Here is an 18,942-nt window from a genome sequence, read left to right as displayed (position 1 = left end):
GCTTCGCGCCTGAAATCCCTATGTGTCGCCTGTCATACGCGCCACGCGAGGCGCGCTCCCGACAACACGATGCAGAAAGCCTCATCTCCAGGCCGATGAACATCCAGCCGAAACACACCGAGCCGCTGATCCTGTCGGGCCGCGACGTGACTGCCGTGCTGGGTCCGACCAACACCGGCAAGACCCATCTCGCCATCGAGCGCATGGTGGCGCATGAGAGCGGCATTATCGGCCTGCCGCTCCGCCTTCTGGCGCGCGAGGTCTATGCCCGCGTCTGCGAAAAGGTCGGCGCCCACAAGGTGGCGCTCATCACCGGCGAGGAAAAAATCCAGCCGCCCGGCGCGAAATATTCGGTCTGCACCGTCGAAGCCATGCCGCGCGAGACCGACGTTGCCTTCGTCGCCATCGACGAGGTGCAGCTCGCCGGCGACCTCGAGCGCGGCCATATCTTCACCGACCGAATCCTGCACCTGCGCGGGCGCCAGGAAACGCTGCTGCTCGGCGCGGCCACCATGCATGGCATCCTGCAAAAGCTGCTGAGAGGCGTCTCGGTGGTGACGCGCCCTCGCCTGTCGCACCTGGCCTATGCCGGTTCGAAGAAATTGACCCGCCTGCCGCGGCGTACGGCGATCGTCGCTTTCTCCGCCGACGAGGTCTATGCCATCGCTGAGCTGATCCGCCGCCAGCAAGGAGGAGCGGCGGTCGTGCTAGGCGCGCTGTCGCCCCGCACCCGCAATGCCCAGGTGGCAATGTTCCAGGCAGGGGACGTCGACTATCTCGTCGCCACCGACGCCATCGGCATGGGGCTCAACCTTGATCTCGATCATGTCGCCTTCGCCCAGAACCGCAAATTCGACGGCTACCAGTACCGCAACCTGACGGCGGCCGAGCTCGGCCAGATCGCCGGCCGCGCCGGCCGGCATCTGCGCGACGGCACCTTCGGCGTCACCGGCCAGGTCGATCCGCTGGACGAGGAACTGGTCAAGCGCATCGAGGGGCACGAGTTCGATCCGGTGAAGGTGCTGCAATGGCGCACCGCGCATTTCGACTTCGCCAGCCTCGACGCGCTGAAGCGCTCGATCGAGGCCAACGCGCCGGTCGAAGGCCTGACGCGCGCGCTGCCGGCGGTCGATGCGCAGGCGCTCGAACATCTCTCCCGCGACGAGGACATCCGCGCGCTGGCTACCAATGCCAAGCGCGTCGCGCTGCTGTGGGAAGCCTGCGCGTTGCCGGACTACCGCAAGATCGCGCCGGCCCAGCACTCCGACCTGATCGCTTCTATCTACACCGACCTCGCCAAACACGGCCATGTCGACGAGAACTACATGGCCGAGCAGGTGCGCCGCGCCGATACGACCGAGGGGGACATCGACACGCTGTCGCACCGCATTGCGCAGATCCGCACCTGGACATTCGTGTCCAACCGGCCGGGCTGGCTGGCCGATCAGGCACACTGGCGGGAAAAGACGCGCGAAATCGAAGACAGATTGTCGGATGCGCTGCATGAGCGGTTGACGAAACGGTTTGTAGACCGCAGGACTTCCGTCCTCATGCGGCGCCTTAGAGAAAATACAATGCCTGAAGCCGAAATCAGTCCTACCGGAACCGTCCTTGTCGAAGGCCATCATGTCGGCGAGTTGCAAGGGTTCCGCTTCACCGCCGACCAGAGCGCCGGCGGCGAAGACGCCAAGGCCGTGCGTACGGCAGCGCAAAAAGCGCTGGCCGCCGAGTTCGAGGCGCGTGCCGAACGCTTCGGCGCCTGCGCCAATGGCGACCTTGCGCTCGGCTCCGACGGCACGCTGCGCTGGATCGGCGCGCCGATCGGCACGCTGGTTGCCGGCGAGGACGCGCTGAAGCCGCGCCTGGTGCTTTTGGCCGACGAGCAGTTGACCGGCCCCGCCCGAGACAAGGTCGCCGCGCGCGCCGAGCGTTTCGTCAATTTCCAGATCGAATCCTTGCTGAAGCCGCTGGTCGACTTGAAGAATGCCGAGCAGATCGCCGGCATCGGCCGTGGCATCGCCTTCCAGCTCGTCGAGCATTTCGGCCTCATCAACCGCCGCGACATCGCCGAGGAAATGAAGTCGCTCGACCAGGAGGGTCGCGCCGCCTTGCGCCGGCTCGGTGTGCGCTTCGGCGCCTACCACGTCTTCGTGCCGGCGCTGATCAAGCCGGCGCCCGCCGGACTGATTACGCTGTTGTGGGCGCTGAAGAACGACGGCAAGGACAAGCCCGGCTTTGGCGACGTGGTGCACGCGCTGGCCTCCGGCCGCACATCGGTGGTCATCGACCCGGCCTTCGACAAGAGCTTCTACAGGCTCGCCGGCTACCGCAATCTCGGGCGCCGCGCCGTGCGCATCGACATTCTGGAACGGCTGGCCGACCTGATCCGGCCTGCGACCAACTGGAAGCCCGGTCTGGGACAGCGCCCCGACGGCGCTTATGACGGCCAGTCCTTCATGGTGACGCCGCCGATGATGTCCATCCTCGGCGCCACCGCCGACGACATGGAAGAGATCCTGAAAGGTCTCGGCTATCGCGCCGAGCCGAAGCCGCCCGCAGAGGTGAAGGCGCGGCTGGAAGCGCAGGACAATGCCGCGCGCGAAGCCGCGGCGGCAAAGCTGGCGGAAGCGGCAGCGAAGGCCGAGCAGGCCCAGACGGCGGAAGCCGCTGCAGGCGAAGCTGTCGCTGAAGCGCCGACCGACAGTTCGGAGCCGGATGCGGCTTCCGCCACTGAGGTTGCGGCTGAGGAGCCCGTTGCCGAAGTCGCATCGGAGGCTGTTGCAGACGCTCAGCCGGAAGCGCCTGCCGAGGGTTCGGAGCCAGCTGCGGCCGTTGAAGCTACCGCCGAGGTCCCAGCCATCGACGAAACAACTGCAGAGCCTGCAGCGCAAGAACACGCTCCGGCCGTTGCAGAGGCTGACGACACTGTCACCGAAAGCGCCGACGCTTTTACCTCCCCCTCGATGGGGGAGGTCGCGGCGCGAAGCGACGCGGGTGGGGGTGACAGCGCTGACGAAACCGATAGTGCAGACCGCGTAGCCGATGCAGGCGCAACCGCCGACGCCGGCGCTGCCCCCACCCCGGCGCTGCGCGCCGACCCTCCCCACGAGGGGGAGGGTGGAAGCGCTGAGCCTGTCCCCGAGGCCGAAGCGCCAAAGCCCATCTTGCTGTGGCGGCAGGGTCGTTTCGAGCAGCGCCCGCGCCATCGTCAAGGCCGGGACAATCGCCCGCGTAACGGCCAGGCTGCCCGCGCCGATGCGCCGGCCGACGCTGCCGGCGGACAGCCGGCAACGGGCGAGCGGCCGGCCTATCAGGGCCGGCGCGACCAGCGCGACGGTGCCGCCAAGCCACGTTTCGACCGTTCGAAGTTCAAGCCCAAGCCGCAGGCCGAGGGCGAACAGCGCCGCGACGGCAAGCCGCAAGGCGAGCGTCCGCGCGAGGGCCGGCCTGACTGGAAAGGCGGCAGGCCGGAAGGCAAAGGCGGACCGCAAGGCGCCAAGCCGGCCTTCCAGGCCAACCCACGCGAAGAACGGCCGGTGCGCTTCGATCCGGACTCGCCCTTCGCCAAGCTCGCCGCCTTGCGCGACCAGCTGAAGAAGTAAGCTCTGAGCATGATCCCGAAAAGTGGAACCGGTTTTCGGACAAGATCATGCTCCAACAAGAAATAACTCGCTGCGATGGTTGCTGAAGGTCGTCAGCGCATCGACAAGTGGCTGTTCTTTTCGCGCGCGATAAAATCGCGCTCGCTGGCGGCCAAGCTGGTTGTCGCGGGACGCGTCCGCATCAACAGCGACAAAGCAGCGCAGGCCTCCGATCTGGTCAAGCCTGGCGACGTTTTGACCATTACGCACGAGCGCCGTATTTTCATTTGGAAGGTGCTTGGCACCGGCGTGCGGCGCGGTCCGGCCGAGGAAGCGCGCACGCTCTACGAGGACATGTCCCCGCCGCCGGTCCCAAAAGGCGAGGCTGTTGCCGATGCCATTCCGGCGCTGCGCGACGCCGGCAGCGGCCGGCCGACCAAGAAAGAGCGCAGGCAAACCGACCGGCTGTTCGGCGAAGACTGAAGCCTTGGCCGTCTGCGCCATGCCGGCGGTCTGGAATTTCATTCCGGACACGCGGGCCCCGCCTGCAATGGCTGCCCTTGCAAGCGGCAGGCAAAGGCGTTACCTCACCAAAAAAGCCGCCGCATCGGCGCGAAAATCGGAAATCGATTTTTCGGAAGGCACGATGCGCAGATTCAAAGTGTTAGAGCGTACTTTGTGCGTCCAAGTGGACGCACGTCGCTCTAGCAAGAACGGGACGTCCCGGAGCCGACCAATGACCTATGTCGTGACCGACAACTGCATCAAATGCAAGTACATGGACTGCATCGAGGTCTGTCCGGTCGACTGCTTTTACGAGGGCGAGAACATGCTTGTCATACATCCCGACGAGTGCATCGACTGCGGCGTCTGCGAACCGGAATGCCCGGCCGATGCAATCAAGCCCGACACCGAGCCGGGCCTCGACAAATGGCTGCAGGTCAACACCGAATACGCCGAGAAATGGCCCAACATCACCGCCAAGAAGGAGCCTCCGGCAGATGCCAAGAGCTTCGACGGCGAGGCCGGCAAGTTCGAGAAATATTTCTCCGCCGAGCCCGGCGAAGGCGATTGAGCGCATGACCCTGGAATCGGAATCGATTTCGGAAAGGGTGATGCGCAAAGCAAAAAAGTGTGGCCTATTGGATCGTCATAACGCTGCGTAACGCGCATCATACATTAACTGCCTTGACAGGCGGCGATGGCGCTCGACCTTCGCGTTTGCAGCAAAACCTTGATTCTTCCGACTTTTTGTGCTACACCAGTTGAAACATGCCGGTGACACAACGTCGATTTATGGCGCAAGCGCCCCAAATCACTGAAAGGTGAAATCCCCAATCGGACCAGAGCGATCTGGGCCAGGCAGTCGCTATGTATGCGGTTTGCCGGTCCCGGCTTTTTCCGATGGGTTCATCTGTTGTGCGGCTAACGATCGGTGTCCCCGGTCGCATGCGTTCGGACCGGCAGGCCGCCGGTGCCACAACAAGGAGTTCAGGGCGTAATGGCAACGATCACCCCGCAGAAGAAGTCCACCTCGGCACGCCACGGTTTCAAGACCGGCGAGTACATCGTCTATCCGGCACACGGCGTCGGCCAGATCGTCTCGATCGACGAGCAGGAAGTTGCGGGCCACAAGCTGGAACTGTTCGTCATCGACTTCCAGAAGGACAAGATGCGCCTGAAGGTTCCGGTCGCCAAGGCGACCTCCATCGGCATGCGCAAGCTGTCGGAAGAGGATTATGTCGAGCGCGCGCTGAAGGTCGTGCAGGGCCGCGCCCGCGTCAAGCGCACCATGTGGTCGCGCCGTGCGCAGGAATATGATGCCAAGATCAATTCGGGCGACCTGATCTCGATCTCGGAAGTCGTGCGCGACCTCTACCGTGCCGACAACCAGCCGGAACAGTCCTATTCCGAGCGTCAGCTCTATGAGGCGGCACTCGACCGCATGGCGCGCGAGATCGCGGCAGTCAACCGCATGTCGGAAACCGAAGCCGTGCGCCTGATCGAGGTCAACCTCAACAAGGGCCCGAAGCGCGGCGCCAAGGCCGACAATGAGGAAGCCGAGCAGGAAGAAGCTGCCTGATCGCTTTCACCGTCGAAATCATGAAAAACCCGGCCTTGTGCCGGGTTTTTGTTTTTACCCCCTTGTGGGGTTCCAAGGACGGGCGAGACCCGTGGCTCGCCCAGGCAGGGTCGCTGCGAAGCAGCGAGGATGGGGACGACACCAGACCGCACCCGGACCTTCCGTCCGACCTCCCCACAAGGGGAACGTAGAAGGCTCAGCCGCCGGCTTCCTTCTCCGCCTCCTGCTTCAGCGTCGCAATAAAACGCTTGGTCCGTTCCCGCTCCGGATTGCTGAACACCACGGTGGACGGCCCCTTCTCGACGACGACACCAGCATCGAGGAACACCACCTCCTGCGCGATCTTGGAGGCAAGGCGAAGGTCGTGCGTGGCCATCACCATGGTGGTGCCTTCGCTGGCGAGTTTTCCGAGCACGTCGACCACTTCCTGCGCCAGTTCCGGATCGAGCGCCGAGGTCGGCTCGTCGCAAAGCAGAACCTTGGGCGACGGCGCCAGGGCGCGGGCGATGGCCACACGCTGCTGCTGGCCGCCCGACAGCGTTGCCGGCCAATCGTCCGCCTTGTGCGCCATGCCGACCTTCTCGAGCAGCGCCAGTGCCCGCTCGCGCGCCTTTGCCGTCGGCCATTTGAGCACCGTCACCAGGCCTTCCATGACGTTCTCGATCGCGGTGCGATGCGGGAACAGCTGGAAGTTCTGGAACACCATGCCGGTCTGCAGCCGCAGGCGCTGGATGTCGCGGCTGGGGATCTTGATGCCGGGACGGAATTCCAGTGTCTCGTCGCCGATGCGCACCATGCCCGAGGTCGGGATCTCCAACAGGTTGATGCAGCGCAGCAGTGTGCTCTTGCCGCCGCCGGAGGGGCCGACAAGCGCGGTGACGCTGCCTTCGGCAATGGTGACCGTCACGCCCTTCAGCACCAGATTGTCGCCGAAGCGCTTTTCGATGTCGGTGAGGCCGATCATGAGCGCGCCTCCAGGAAGCCGCCATAGCGGTTGAGCCGCTCCTCCAGCCGCGTCTGCAAGGCCGAAAGCACCGAGCTCATCGCCAGATAAAGGATCGCCGCCTCGACATAGAGGATCAGCGGTTCATAGGTGGTGGCGACGATGCGCTGCGCCGCCTGGAACATCTCCGGCACGGTGATGGCGGCGGCGAGCGACGTGTCCTTGACCAGCGAGATGAAGGTGTTGGACAGCGGCGGCACGGCGACGCGGCCGGCTTGCGGCAGGATGGTGCGCCGCATCGCCTGGCTCCAGGTCATGCCGATCGAATAGGCCGCCTCCCACTGGCCCTTCGGCACCGAGCCGATCACGGCGCGGATAATTTCCGAACTGTAGGCGCCTATGTTGAGGGTGAAGCCAATCAGCGCCGCCGGAAAAGCGTCCAGCAATATGCCGACCGAAGGCAGGCCGTAAAAGATCAGGAACAGCTGCACCAGAAGCGGCGTGCCGCGAAAGATCCAGACATAGAAGCGGACCACGGCAACCAGAGGCTTGGGGCCGAACAGCCGCACCAGGGCGACAACCAGGCCGACGAACAGGCCGAGTGCGAACGACAGCAATGTCAGCGGTACGGTGAAGATCAACGCCGCCCACAGCAGTGTCGGCAACGAGTCCAGCATCAGGTGTAGCCAGTGCGGCACGAACGGGTCCTCCCTCACAGACCGCCGCGGTGTCGGCAGTGCGATTGTGTGCTTCTCATATCATGCGAAAAACGGCGAGCCGTCAAAGACGGCCCGCCGCTATTGGTCATTGCCGGCAAACCGCCGGGAGATGGTCTTTACTGCGAGACATCCTGGCCGAAATAAGTATCGGCGATCCTCTTGTAGGTGCCGTCGGCCTTGATGTCGGCCAGCGCCTTGTTGATCGCCGCGACCAGCTCCGGATCACCCTTGCGCACGATGACGCCGGAATAGTCGGCGTTCTCTTCCTGCGCGGCGATCTTCACATTGGCGTCCGGCTTGTGCTTCTTGAAGTCGAGGAAAGACAGGCTGTCATTGATGGTGGCGTCGGCGCGGCCGGTGAGCAGCAGCTGGATCGACTGGTCGAAGCCGTCGGTGCCGACGAGTTCGGCGCCGTTGGTCTCGGCGAGCTTGCCGAAATTCGATGTCAACGACTGTGCCGACTTCTTGCCCTTGAGGTCGGCGAAGGTCTTGATGTCGGTATTGTCGCCGCGCACGATCAGCACGGCCTTGGAGGCGATGTAAGGATCGGAGAAATCGTACTTGGCCTTGCGCGCGTCGGTGATGCCGACCTCGTTGATCACGGCGTCGTAGCGGTTGGCGTCGAGGCCGGCGATCAGCCCGTCCCATTTGCCTTCGAGGAACTCGACCTTGACGCCGAGCTTGTCGCCGATCGCCTTGGCGATCTCGACGTCGAAGCCGACCAGCGCGCCGGAAGCATCATGATAGGTGAAGGGCGCATAGGTGCCTTCGGTGCCGACCTTGAGGGTGCCGGCCTGCTTGATCTGGTCAAGATTGGCGCCGGCATAGCCTGATGTAACAGCCAGAACCTGAAGCGTTCCGGCGACGATGAGCGAATTGAGCCATTTCATTTCTATGTGATCCCGTCCTTGGCCGGTGTCCGGCGCTTGTGAGAGCCGGAAACTGACAGATACAGCGCAGCAAAATAAGGAACCAGATTTCAAAAAAACGGCGATCCAGAAATCAGATTCTCAAAGCAGCTCCGATCGGTGCCAATAGTCCCGATCTGCGGTGTCGATGCGCCCTGTCGGACCGCACAAAACAACCGCCCTCGGCGGCGGAACCAATCCCCGGTATGGCACGTTCATGGCTTGTTGTAGGGCGCCGCGTTTCCATTTCAAGAACCCTTGGCTGCGCTAGGCCCGAAGCAATTCCAGGAAAGTGGGAAAGCGGTTTCCTTCGGAATTGCGTCAAACAGAGATAACGGCCGCCAGGCCGTCCGAAAATGTCCGGGAGCAGGAGCGCGGCATGATCGAAGACACGGCAGGACGGACCATGGTCCGCACGGCAATGAAAGCCCCCTACCTCGAGCGCGATGAGGAACATGTTCTCGCCTTGCGCTGGAAGGAGGACCAGGATCAGCAGGCGCTGCATCAGATCACCGTCGCCCATATGCGGCTGGTCATCTCCATGGCTTCGAAGTTCCGACATTACGGCCTGCCGCTCGGAGATCTGGTCCAAGAGGGCCATGTCGGGCTGCTGGAAGCAGCCGCGCGTTTCGAGCCGGAGCGCGAGGTGCGCTTCTCGACCTATGCGACATGGTGGATCCGCGCTTCGATGCAGGACTATATCCTGCGCAACTGGTCGATCGTTCGCGGCGGCACCTCTTCGGCGCAAAAGGCGCTGTTCTTCAACCTGCGGCGCCTGCGCGCCCGTCTTGCCAATGGCGCCGAGCCGATCTCCAACGCCACGCTCTACCGCGAAGTCTCGGTAGCCCTAGGCGTCTCCGAGGCCGATGTCGCGAAGATGGATTCCAGGCTTTCAGCACCTGACTCTTCGCTCAACGCACCGCTCGCCGACGAAGCTGGCACCACCGAGCGGATGGACTTCCTGATTTCGGACGATCCATTGCCTGACGAGGTCGCCGGCGACACCATCGACGTCGAACGGCGCCTGATGTGGCTGAAGACGGCGCTCCGCGCGCTCAATGCCCGCGAACTCAGGATCATCGAGGAGCGCCGGCTGAGCGACGAAGGTGCGACGCTTGAGGCGCTTGGCGAGACGCTCGGCATTTCCAAGGAGCGTGTCCGGCAGATCGAGGCCCGCGCCATGGAAAAGCTCAAGCTCGCGCTGGTGAAGCAGAATCCGGAGTTCATGGCGGCCTGAGATTGCCAGGAACGGGGTACCCCGAGTTATCTCAGAAAAGTTATCTCAGAAAAAAGCACTACGAAGGCTGGGGTTTCTGACGAAGACCGGCGCTATCTGTCCGTGACGATCTTGACCTTGTCGCCGGCCGAAACCGAGGCGCCCGGCGACATCGCGTTGAGCACGCGGAACAGATCGAGCTTGCGGTCGACGCCGACCATCTGCGCCGAAAGTGTGCCCATCGTCTGCCCGGCCTGTACCGTGACGACGCGGATATGCAGCGGCTTCAGTGCCGCCTTCTCGGCGGGGCTGAGCACGCGGAACGAACCGCTGACCGAGCGTGCCACCGGATCGAGTGTCGTGCTGGCCGAGGGGGCCGCTGTCAAAAGCCGGTAGACCTGACCGCCGGCGCGGATCACCGCAATGTCGAACTGCCAGCCATCGGCGCCGGCGTGCGCGGTCGCCGCCTGGTTGCCGTCGATCGTCTCCTGGCGCACACTGGTCTCGTCGAGACCGGCCACCCAGCCGCTTCTGATGTAGTCGGTCAGCGCACGATCCTTGTCGATCGACACACCGTCGAAGCGGATCGCCATGTCGCCGGGACCGGTCGCCGTCACCGCCGCCGCCGAATTGTCGATGATGAAGCCGTCGGGCACCGTGAACGAAACGCCGAGGCCCGGATGCAGGAAGGTCTGGCCGCGCACATAGCCCTCTTCCGGCGTGTCGCCATAGAGCAGGCCGTCTATCCCGGCCAGGAAGGAATCGCGGTCGCGGGTGCCGATGCCCGGCGCGCCGAACTGGCGGGCGTGGCGCTGCGCCAGATCAATTCGCTGCGGCGTGTTGGGGTGCGTGGCCAGGAAGTCGAGGCTGGCGTCGGTGGCGCCGCTGATCGAGCGGAAATCGGTGTAGGCCGACATCGACTGCAGGAAACGCCCGGCGGCATAGGGATCGTAACCCGCCTCGCCGATCGACTTGATGCCGATGGCGTCTGCCTCCAGCTCCTGGTTGCGCGAGAACTGCGCCAGCCTCAGCTTGCCGCGGATCAATGCCTGCTTGGCGGTCGGGCTGTCGCCCAGCACATCGGAGACCACCTTGGTCGCCAGGCCTTCCTCGGCCTCGAGCTGCTGTCGCTGCAGACCGTGATTGGCGGTGACGTGGCCCATCTCATGCGCGATGACGGCGGCGAGTTCGGCCGAATCATTGGCCAGCGCCAGCAGGCCGCGGGTGACGTAGAGATAGCCACCCGGCAGCGCGAAAGCGTTGACGTTGGGCGAATTGAGGATGGTGATGCGATAGGTCTGGGTCGGATTGGCCGACACCACGGTCAGGCTGCCGACAACCTTGGCCACCATGCGCTCGAGCTTGGGATCGGAATATTCGCCGCCATAGGTGGCAAGGATGCGCGGATGCTGTGCCTTCGCCAGTTCGGCAAGCTTGCTGTTGGCGGCGACATTGTCGACCGTGATCGGCTTGTCGGAAGGCTGGAAGCCGGATTCCTGCACTTCGGGAGGCGTGAACATCTGGCAGCTGGCCAGCGCCACGGCAAGGCCGGCCAGCGCGAGGAAGCGCACCAGCGGTCTGCGTTTCAAAGTGTCAGTGCCGGTCGGCAGCACGGCGTTCCTTCAGCTCTCGGCGCATGATTTGGAACCGGGGTCCGCGCCAGCGAAAAATCGGTTTCGTTGGCAATCCTGCACACATCAAAAAACCTACAGCGTTTACGCATCCGGCCGGGTGCGGCGCTGTAGGGGCAAATCACGGCTCGTGCCGGACCAGTACTAAGCGGACCTAGCCACATCGACTGGACCATGGCAAGCAAGCGCCACATCACCTGTAGCCGGTTTGGTCGTAAATTATGTCCGCTTCCGGGCAATATCGCGTGATCCGCCCGAACTTGCGCCGATATAGCGCCGAAACGCTTCAGGGCCAGTGCCGTCGAAAAAATCGCCGGCAGGTCCCGTCGCGGCAACCCTGCCATTGTCCAGAAAAACCATCTGCTCGCCGATACGGCGAGCGTCTTCCGGCTGATGCGTGACGAACAGCACCGTCATCGCCCGCTCGGCATGAACGCCGGCCACCAGGTCGAGCATGTCGTCGCGCAGTGCTGGCCCGAGCGAAGCGAACGGCTCGTCGAGCAGCAGCACTGGCCGGTCGCGCACCAGAACGCGGGCGAGCGCCACGCGCTGCCTTTCGCCGCCGGAGAGTTCGCGCGGCAGGCGCATTTCCTTGCCGGCCAGGCCGACGCGGTCAAGCGCCTCGGCGATTGCGGCGCGATCGGCGTCGGTCAGGTTGAGCGATGGCGAGCGGCCGAGCCCGACATTCTTCTCCACCGAGAGATGAGCAAACAGATTGTTTTCCTGGAATACCATCGACACCGGCCGCGCCGAAGGCGGCTCGGCGCCGACATCGGCGGCGCCGATCAGCACACGACCGGACTCCGGCGTCTCGAAACCAGCCACCAGATTGAGCAAGGTCGATTTGCCCGAACCGCTTGCCCCCATGATGGCGGTGATCTTAGATGTATCGAATTCGACATCGAACAGGAATGGCGTTTCGCCATAGCTGAACGAGACCTTGTCCAGCCGGACAGTCGTGCCTTTCTCCACAGCGGACGTCACGATCTCTCTCCCCGTCCCAGCCAGTCTGCCGCGACCACCAATGCAAGGCAGACCGCCCCGAGCAGCAAAGCCAGCCCGGCAGCATCGGCCGTGCGATAGCTGCCCATGCGCGCCAGCAGGAGATAGGGCAAGGTCTGCACCGAATCGCTGCCGAACAGCGCGATGACGCCGAGATCGCCGAGCGACAGTGCCATGGCGAAGGCAAAGCCGGTGGCCAGCGGCCGCCGGAGCGATGGCCAGTCGACCAGAAGCAGCCGGTTCCAGCCCGCAATGCCGAGCTGCGCGCACAGCTTTTCATGGCGCTCGCTCGCCGCATCATAGGCCGGGCGCATCGCGCGGATGGCAAAGGGCATCGCCATCACCGCATTGACGGTGACGACCATGACCGGCGCGATGGCAAAGACATCGCTGACCGTGCGCAGCAGGAGAAACCAGCCGGCGCCGATGACGATGGGCGGCACGATGAGGACGAAGCCGGCGCCGGTGTCGGTGGCATGTTCGAGCAATGAACGGGCACTGGACCGGCGGCGCAGCGACAGTGCCCGCCGCGCCATGATCAGCGACAGTGCCAGCGCCACCGAAAGTAGCGCCGCCGAGAAGGCGAGACCGGCGCTGGTCAGCGTCGCCTGACGCACGGCACTCTCGCCCGCCAGCCGGCCGAGATCGGCGCCGAGGCCGGACGCGACGGTGGCCGCCATCGGTCCGGCGACGAACAGCAAGGCGAGCACGATCAGGACGGCGTTGAACGCTGTTTCTGCTTTGCCGGCCAAGTGATAGCGGCGCGGCGCGACAGGCAAATTGGCGTCGCCGGTCACATTGGCGCCGAGCCGCGTCAGCGCCAGCATGACGGCGAAAGTCAGCGCGATCTGTAGCACCGTCAGCGTCACCGCTCGCGCCGGATCGAAGTCGAAACGCAGCGCCTGATAGATGGCGACTTCCAGCGTCGTCGCCGCCGGCCCGCCGCCGAGGATCAGGACGATGGTGAAGGAGGTGATGCAAAGCATGAAGACAAGCCCGGCGACGCCCGGCAGCGCGGCGCGCAGCACCGGCCACTCGATCAGCCGGAAGGCTGGCCTCGCCCCCATGCCGAGCTGGCTCGCCAGCCGCCATTGATCGGCCGGCACCGTTCCCAGCGCTTCGAGGAACAGCCGGGTGGCCAGCGGCAGGTTGAAGAAGACGTGGGCGACGAGGATGCCCGACAGCCCATAGATGTCGGGCCAGCTCTGGCCACCGATCGCGGCGAAATAACCGGCGCGGCCATAGAGCGCCAGTATTCCCAGCGCTCCGACAATTGCCGGCAAGGCAAGGGGCACAGTGAATAGCTGCAGGATGAAGCCGCGTCCGAAGAAGCGCGGATGCCGCGACAGCGCCCGGGCGACGAAGAGCGCCGGTACGGCGGAAAGCAGAGTCGAGAGCGCAGCCTGCCAGAGCGTGAAGCGGACCACGCGCAGGAGATAGAGGTCAAAGGCGGACGCGGCGCCGGAAAGGTCGTGCGCGCCTTCGCGGATAAGGCCGGCGAAGGCGCCACCGATCAGCAGCGCGATTGCCGCAAGCGCGACAATGCCGGCCGTGATGCGGGGGTCAGAGCGTTGCACTCTTTACCGGGCGTCGCGTTCCTTCGCGCCCCCCTCTGTCCTGCCGGACATCTCCCCCACGAGGGGGGAGATTGGCGGTTTTAGCGCTCCGCTCATTCCTGCAGCTTCGGAGATTGGCGAAAGTCAACGTAAAGGCCAATCTCCCCCCTCGTGGGGGAGATGTCCGGCAGGACAGAGGGGGGCGCCGTAGAGCACTCATCTTTTGACTATACAGCCAAAGCTACTTGCTCATCACCGCCAGCCATTCATCCACCCAGGCCTTGCGATTTGCCGCGACCTCTTCCGGGCTGAACAGCAAGGTCTTCGCCGGCTTGACCAGCCTATCAAAAGCCGGATTGAGCGGCTTGTCGGTTTTCCCGGCCGGGAACATCCAGTTGGTCTCCGGAATGACATCCTGGAATTTCGGCCCGGTCATGAAGGCCAGGAACTTCGCCGCCAGCGGATTCTTCGCGCCCGTGGTGGTGATGCCGGCGACCTCGATCTGCAGATACTCGCCTTCCTCGAACGAGGCCGCCTGGTAGCGCCCGGTGTTCTCCGCCACCATGTGGTAGGCCGGCGACGTCGTATAGGAAAGCACCATCGGCGCCTCGCCCTTGGTGAACAGGCCGTAGGCCTCGCTCCAGCCCGGCGTCACCGTCAGCACTTTGCCCTTGAGTTTCGCCCAGGCTTCCGGCGCCTTGTCGCCATAGACCGACTTGACCCACAGCAGCAGGCCGAGGCCCGGCGTCGACGTCCTCGGATCCTGGATGACGATCTTGTCGGCGGCATCGCCCTCGACCAATTTCTTCAGGCTCTTCGGTGGGTTCTTCAGCTTCTCGGTGTCGTAGACGACGGCGAAATAGCCATAATCGTAGGGCACGAAAGTGTCGTCGCTCCAGCCGCCCGGCACGTTGTTTTCAGCCACCGCGCCATGTCGGACAAACAGGCCGGAAGCCTTGGCTTCCGCGGTGAGGTTGGTGTCGAGGCCAAGCACGATATCGGCTTTGGTCGACGCACCTTCGAGCTTGACGCGATTGAGCAGCGCGACGCCGTCGGCCACCGAGACGAAGTCGACGCTGCAGCCGCACTCGGCCTCGAATTCCTTCTTCACCTGGGGGCCTGGACCCCAGTCGGCAGTGAAACTCTCATAGGTATAGATCGTGAGTTTTTCCTGCGCGCACGCAGGGCTTGCCAGTAGCGAAACAGCAAGCCCAAGCGCTGGGACAAGACGGGACAAAAAAATGCGCATCGGCGCCTCCTTCATTCGTGTTGAAAGGAATTGAGGCGTCGGGCTGTCCGAAGCGTCTAATCCCTCCGCCGGTACAAACCGGATCAGGTTCAGCGGGTTGGCGAGACTGCCTCTCAGCCGGTCCGCGAAGATCGCGTCCGGCACCCCGTTAGAGCGTTTCGACACATAGGCCCGGCCAAGGTGCCACGCAAGTGGAAGTTTGCCCGAGCGTGATCCCGGAAAGTGGAATCCGTTTCCGGAAAAAGATCATGCTCCAACAAAGAGTGACGGTGCCGCTCGGCCTTCCGTTTCGTCGGCGGGGCTGGTAAGGGCCAGCGGATATGAGCACATTCACCATCCTGCTTGGCGGCGATCTCGTCCGCACGCCGCGGCTCGACCGCCAGGTCGCGGGCACGCGCGTCATCGCCGCCGACGCCGGCATCGATCATGCCCGCCTGCTCGGCGTGATGCCGGAGCTGTGGGTCGGCGATTTCGATTCCGTGCCGGCGGACCTGCCTGCCGATCTCGCCGCCGTGCCGCGGGAGGTGTTTCCTCCCGAAAAGGACAAGACCGATGGCGAACTGGCGATCGCGGCGGCATTGGAACGCGGCGCCACCAGCCTGGTGCTGGCCGGCGCTTTCGGCGGCAAGCGCGCCGACCACGCCTTCCTCCATCTGGCGCTCAGCCTGCGGCTGGCCGAGGCCGGCACAAAATTGCTGTTGACCAGCGGAGCGCAGGAAGGCGCCCCTCTGCTGCCTGGCAAGGCCGGCTTCGACTATGCCGACGGAACGCTGTTTTCGGTGCTCGGCTTTTCCGATCTTTCGGGCCTCACCGTGTCCGGCGCGAAGTGGCCGCTCGACCATGTCGAGGTCGTGTTCGGCTCGTCGCTGACCATCTCGAACGAGGTCAAGTCCAACACGACCGGGGGCGGCCTCGAAATCGCGCTCGGCCATGGCCGCGCGCTGCTGCTCGCCCACCCCTACCCCTTGCCTGAAAGCTGACATGGCCCCGCCCCTTCTCAACCTCGACGGCATAAGACTGACCTTTGGCGGCACGCCGCTGCTCGATGGCGCCGAACTGACGGCGTCCGCCGGTGACAAGATCGCGCTCGTCGGCCGCAACGGCTCCGGCAAGTCGACGCTCCTGAAGATTGCTGCTGGTCTGATCGAGCCGCAAGACGGCGAGGTCTTCCGCCAGCCTTCGGCAACGGTGCGCTATCTCCCGCAAATGCCCGACATGGACGGCTTTGCCAATGTGCGCGCCTATGTCGAGGCCGGGCTTGGGCCTGCCGACGATCCCTACCGCGCCACATATCTGATGGAGCATCTCGGCCTCGCCGGCACGGAGAACCCCAACGATCTCTCCGGCGGCGAGGCGCGCCGCGCAGCACTTGCCCGCGTCATGGCGCCCGAACCCGATATTCTGCTGCTTGATGAGCCGACGAACCATCTCGATTTGTCGGTCATCGAATGGCTGGAAGAAGAGCTTGTCCGGACGTCTTCGGCGCTGATCGTCATCTCGCACGACCGTCGCTTCCTCGAACGCGTCTCGCGCGCCACTGTCTGGCTCGACCGTGGCCAGACCCGCCGCCTCGACAAGGGCTTTGGCCATTTCGAGGAATGGCGCGACCTTGTGCTGGAAGAGGAAGAGCGCGAACAGCACAAGCTCGGCCGCCAGATCGTGCGCGAGGAGCATTGGCTGCGCTATGGCGTGACGGCTCGCCGCAAACGCAACATGCGCCGCCTGGGCGAACTGCAGACCATGCGCCAGCGTTTTCGCGGCCATCGCGGCGCCGAGGGCTCGGCGACCATGGTGGCCAGCGACGCCGCCGAATCCGGCAAGCTGGTGATCGAGGCCAAGAACATCGAGAAGAGTTTTGGCGACCTGACCGTGGTCAAGGGCTTCTCGACCCGCATCCAGCGCGGCGATCGCGTCGGCCTTGTCGGGCCGAACGGCGCCGGCAAGACGACGCTGGTGAAGATGCTCACCGGCGAGATGAAGCCCGATGCCGGCTCGGTGCGGCTCGGCACCAATCTGGAAATCGCCACGCTCGACCAGAAGCGCGAGGCGGTCGATCCGGCCGAGACCCTGGCGCAGTATCTCACGGACGGGCGCGGCGAAAACCTCGTCATCAATGGCGAGCAGCGCCATGTCGTGTCCTACATGAAGGATTTCCTGTTCAAGCCGGAACAGGCGCGCACCCCGGTGCGCGAGCTGTCCGGCGGCGAACGGGCGCGGCTGCTCCTGGCGCGTGTTCTGGCGCGGCCGGCCAACCTTCTGGTGCTCGACGAGCCGACCAACGATCTCGACATGGAGACGCTGGAACTGTTGCAGGAACTTGTCGCCGGCTTTGCCGGCACGGTCATCCTGGTCAGCCACGACCGCGACTTCCTCGACCGCACCGTCACCAGCATCATCGCCCCGGACGGAGGCGGCCGCTGGATCGAATATGCCGGTGGCTATTCCGACATGCTGGCGCAGCGCGGCGGCACCCGGCTCGACGACCGCAAGGCGCGCGCCAAGGCCGAAGCCAGCGATGCGCCGGCGCCGGGCAAGAGCGAGCCGGCAGCGCCAAAAGGGCCGTCGAAGAAACTGTCGTTCAAGCAGAAATTCGCCCTGGAATCGCTGCCCAAGAAGATCGAGGCGGTAATGGCCTCGATCTCGCGTTTGGAAAACAACATCGCCGATCCCGCCTATTACGAGCGCGACCCGGCCTCGTTCCAAAAGACCATCGCCGCCCTCGACAAGGAACGCGCCACGCTGGCCGCACTCGAGGAAGAGTGGCTGGAACTGGAAATGCTGCGTGAGGAGATGGAGGGGTAGCATTGCCTGCGGTCTTTTATGCGCGTATATTGTGCGCATGAAAGGAGGCATCTCCGTGCTTCAATCGACGCCAAAAACTCAGCGGACCTCTGTCAACACGTCCATTGACTCTCAGTTGATCAAGGACGCCAAAGCGTTGGGCATCAACATCTCCCGCGCTGCCGAAGCAGGGATCGCGAAAGCGATTGCGGCGGAGAAAACGCGTCGATGGCAAGAAGAAAACAGGGAAGCCATCGAAAGCTCCAACGAATATGTCCGAAAGAACGGACTGCCATTGGCTAAACACCGGCCGTTCTGATGGCGCGTTACGATTTCTATCGGAGTACCGAGAGCGACGGTTATCTTCTCGACGTGCAGTCAGATATGCTTGAAGGGCTGAGCACCAGGGTGGTCGTTCCTTTGATGCCGCCCGAGATTGCCCCGCTTCCTGGCCGCCGCCTGAACCCGACCTTCGCTATAAACGGCAAAGATCTTGTGATGGTCACACAGTTTGTGTCGGCCTTCAGCGCGTCCGAATTGCGGATGCCAGAGGGAAACCTTTCTAGACATCACGACGACATCGTCGCCGCCCTCGACATGCTGTTCCAGGGCTTCTGAGCGAAGGCAGCCGCTACTGCCGCCCGTCAACCTGCCGTCTTGGCCTGCCAGGCCTTCAGCGCCTCGTCGAACACCTTCTCGCCCGGAATGCCCTTTTCCATGGTCAGCAGCGCCCGGCGTCCGGTCTTGTAGACCACCGGCACGTCGATCCAGTCCTGGCCTCGAAGCAAGGTCATATTGGCGTCCTCGTCGGCCTTGGTGTCGTTGAGCGCCACCAGGAAGAAGCCGTCGGCGATCTTGGCCGGAATGCCGATCAGCGGGCTGCCGGCATCCTGTTCCGAACTCTTCATGGCGACGCGCAGGATGTTGTCGACGCCACCGCCGTCAAAGCCCTCGGGCGTCAGGAAGATCATCTCGATGATGTGGCTGGCCGGCAGCGTCTGGTCGGTATTGCGGCGGATGGTCATGCGCAGCTGGATGTCCTTGCCGGGAATGGTCGCCTCGGCGCGGATCGCCGGCTCGGGCGGCAGGTCGCCGCCGGGCGATTCCTGCACCAGCGACCAGACGATGCTGCCGGGTTCGGCCGAACCTTGCGCGGTCGAGGTGCGTTCCTCGTAGAAGATCGCCTTCTGGCCGACCGCAACGGTCGGCGCGGGAGCGGCGGCCGCCGGCGCAGCGGGCGGCGTGGCGGCGGCATCAGCCGGTGCTGCCCCAT

General features: G+C 64.2%; 16 protein-coding genes, 1 pseudogene and 1 riboswitch. Of the genes and pseudogenes, 9 read left to right on the top strand and 8 right to left on the bottom strand.

The window, feature by feature from the left end; all coding sequences use genetic code 11:
* Positions 1-95 precede the first annotated feature (95 nt).
* The 4 genes from X751_RS141080 to X751_RS141095 all read left to right on the top strand — a co-directional run bounded on the left by X751_RS141080 (position 96) and on the right by X751_RS141095 (position 5,664).
* On the top strand, positions 96-3,602 hold the full coding sequence (locus X751_RS141080; protein WP_023745737.1) for a helicase-related protein: 3,507 nt from the start codon (positions 96-98) through the stop codon (positions 3,600-3,602).
* A 75-nt stretch (positions 3,603-3,677) separates the two neighbouring features.
* Positions 3,678-4,064, top strand: a complete 387-nt coding sequence (locus X751_RS141085; protein ID WP_023699303.1) for an RNA-binding S4 domain-containing protein — start codon at positions 3,678-3,680, stop codon at positions 4,062-4,064.
* Between the two features lie 253 nt (positions 4,065-4,317).
* Positions 4,318-4,656 carry a ferredoxin FdxA gene (gene fdxA, locus X751_RS141090; RefSeq protein WP_013529180.1) on the top strand — a complete coding sequence of 113 codons (339 nt, stop codon included), beginning with the start codon at positions 4,318-4,320 and terminating at the stop codon, positions 4,654-4,656.
* A gap of 426 nt (positions 4,657-5,082) precedes the next feature.
* Positions 5,083-5,664: a CarD family transcriptional regulator gene (locus tag X751_RS141095; RefSeq protein WP_023673664.1), complete on the top strand. Its 582-nt coding sequence runs from the start codon at positions 5,083-5,085 to the stop codon at positions 5,662-5,664.
* A gap of 196 nt (positions 5,665-5,860) precedes the next feature.
* Here X751_RS141095 and X751_RS141100 read toward each other — a convergent pair whose 3' ends face one another.
* From X751_RS141100 to X751_RS141110, 3 genes are all read right to left on the bottom strand, one after another.
* The gene (locus X751_RS141100) at positions 5,861-6,628 is read right to left on the bottom strand and encodes an amino acid ABC transporter ATP-binding protein (protein ID WP_023673665.1); all 768 of its coding nucleotides are present in this window, start codon (positions 6,626-6,628) and stop codon (positions 5,861-5,863) included.
* Entirely contained in the window at positions 6,625-7,305 is a 681-nt protein-coding gene (locus tag X751_RS141105) for an ABC transporter permease subunit (protein ID WP_023693608.1), read from the bottom strand. The genes X751_RS141100 and X751_RS141105 overlap by 4 nt, the downstream gene beginning before the upstream one ends.
* A gap of 137 nt (positions 7,306-7,442) precedes the next feature.
* Entirely contained in the window at positions 7,443-8,216 is a 774-nt protein-coding gene (locus X751_RS141110; protein ID WP_023699299.1) for an amino acid ABC transporter substrate-binding protein, read from the bottom strand.
* Between the two features lie 397 nt (positions 8,217-8,613).
* Here X751_RS141110 and X751_RS141115 point away from each other — a divergent pair, with 397 nt between their 5' ends.
* A complete protein-coding gene (locus tag X751_RS141115) occupies positions 8,614-9,471 on the top strand; it encodes an RNA polymerase factor sigma-32 (RefSeq protein WP_023685806.1) in 858 nt (285 codons plus the stop codon).
* A gap of 92 nt (positions 9,472-9,563) precedes the next feature.
* Here X751_RS141115 and X751_RS141120 read toward each other — a convergent pair whose 3' ends face one another.
* The 4 genes from X751_RS141120 to thiB form a co-directional block, all read right to left on the bottom strand.
* Entirely contained in the window at positions 9,564-10,970 is a 1,407-nt protein-coding gene (locus X751_RS141120) for a M48 family metalloprotease (protein ID WP_245260137.1), read from the bottom strand.
* A 330-nt stretch (positions 10,971-11,300) separates the two neighbouring features.
* Entirely contained in the window at positions 11,301-12,065 is a 765-nt protein-coding gene (gene thiQ / locus X751_RS141125) for a thiamine ABC transporter ATP-binding protein (protein ID WP_023707251.1), read from the bottom strand.
* Positions 12,062-13,660: a thiamine/thiamine pyrophosphate ABC transporter permease gene (gene thiP / locus X751_RS141130; RefSeq protein ID WP_023745736.1), complete on the bottom strand. Its 1,599-nt coding sequence runs from the start codon at positions 13,658-13,660 to the stop codon at positions 12,062-12,064. The genes thiQ and thiP overlap by 4 nt, the downstream gene beginning before the upstream one ends.
* A 220-nt stretch (positions 13,661-13,880) precedes the next feature.
* Entirely contained in the window at positions 13,881-14,888 is a 1,008-nt protein-coding gene (thiB, locus tag X751_RS141135; protein WP_023745735.1) for a thiamine ABC transporter substrate binding subunit, read from the bottom strand.
* Between the two features lie 43 nt (positions 14,889-14,931).
* Positions 14,932-15,046: riboswitch (TPP riboswitch) on the bottom strand.
* Positions 15,047-15,208: 162 nt separating this feature from the next.
* Between thiB and X751_RS141140 the strand changes: the two genes are divergently transcribed.
* Genes X751_RS141140 through X751_RS141155 form a run of 4 tightly spaced genes read left to right on the top strand, consistent with a single transcriptional unit; the run spans position 15,209 to position 18,287 of the window.
* A complete protein-coding gene (locus X751_RS141140) occupies positions 15,209-15,868 on the top strand; it encodes a thiamine diphosphokinase (RefSeq protein WP_023690494.1) in 660 nt (219 codons plus the stop codon).
* A 1-nt stretch (position 15,869) separates the two neighbouring features.
* On the top strand, positions 15,870-17,690 hold the full coding sequence (locus X751_RS141145; protein ID WP_023745734.1) for an ABC-F family ATP-binding cassette domain-containing protein: 1,821 nt from the start codon (positions 15,870-15,872) through the stop codon (positions 17,688-17,690).
* Positions 17,691-17,745: 55 nt separating this feature from the next.
* Positions 17,746-17,988, top strand: coding sequence for a type II toxin-antitoxin system CcdA family antitoxin (locus X751_RS141150; protein WP_023693600.1), 243 nt, complete (start codon positions 17,746-17,748; stop codon positions 17,986-17,988).
* Positions 17,988-18,287 (top strand): CcdB family protein, encoded by a 300-nt coding sequence (locus tag X751_RS141155; RefSeq protein ID WP_023673676.1) that lies wholly within the window; start codon positions 17,988-17,990, stop codon positions 18,285-18,287. Before X751_RS141150 ends, X751_RS141155 begins: the two co-directional genes overlap by 1 nt.
* Positions 18,288-18,313: 26 nt before the next feature.
* On the opposite strand, the pseudogene X751_RS141160 reads toward X751_RS141155, so the two are convergent.
* Positions 18,314-18,942: pseudogene (locus tag X751_RS141160) on the bottom strand (hypothetical protein); the annotation flags it as partial.

The sequence above is a fragment of the Mesorhizobium sp. LNJC394B00 genome (genome assembly GCF_000502555.1).
Lineage (GTDB): Bacteria > Pseudomonadota > Alphaproteobacteria > Rhizobiales > Rhizobiaceae > Mesorhizobium.
Note: the sequence above shows the minus strand (reverse complement) of the source record. Positions and strands in the feature narration are given on the sequence as shown.

Bases quoted from the DNA above. Each gene is read 5' to 3' on its own strand.
- X751_RS141080 (WP_023745737.1), top strand. From the start codon at position 96: ATGAACATCCAGCCGAAACACACCGAGCCGCTGATCCTGTCGGGCCGC.
- X751_RS141085 (WP_023699303.1), top strand. From the start codon at position 3,678: ATGGTTGCTGAAGGTCGTCAGCGCATCGACAAGTGGCTGTTCTTTTCG.
- fdxA (WP_013529180.1), top strand. From the start codon at position 4,318: ATGACCTATGTCGTGACCGACAACTGCATCAAATGCAAGTACATGGAC.
- X751_RS141095 (WP_023673664.1), top strand. From the start codon at position 5,083: ATGGCAACGATCACCCCGCAGAAGAAGTCCACCTCGGCACGCCACGGT.
- X751_RS141100 (WP_023673665.1), bottom strand. From the start codon at position 6,628: ATGATCGGCCTCACCGACATCGAAAAGCGCTTCGGCGACAATCTGGTG.
- X751_RS141110 (WP_023699299.1), bottom strand. From the start codon at position 8,216: ATGAAATGGCTCAATTCGCTCATCGTCGCCGGAACGCTTCAGGTTCTG.
- X751_RS141115 (WP_023685806.1), top strand. From the start codon at position 8,614: ATGATCGAAGACACGGCAGGACGGACCATGGTCCGCACGGCAATGAAA.
- X751_RS141120 (WP_245260137.1), bottom strand. From the start codon at position 10,970: ATGTTCACGCCTCCCGAAGTGCAGGAATCCGGCTTCCAGCCTTCCGAC.
- thiB (WP_023745735.1), bottom strand. From the start codon at position 14,888: ATGCGCATTTTTTTGTCCCGTCTTGTCCCAGCGCTTGGGCTTGCTGTT.
- X751_RS141140 (WP_023690494.1), top strand. From the start codon at position 15,209: ATGAGCACATTCACCATCCTGCTTGGCGGCGATCTCGTCCGCACGCCG.
- X751_RS141145 (WP_023745734.1), top strand. From the start codon at position 15,870: ATGGCCCCGCCCCTTCTCAACCTCGACGGCATAAGACTGACCTTTGGC.
- X751_RS141155 (WP_023673676.1), top strand. From the start codon at position 17,988: ATGGCGCGTTACGATTTCTATCGGAGTACCGAGAGCGACGGTTATCTT.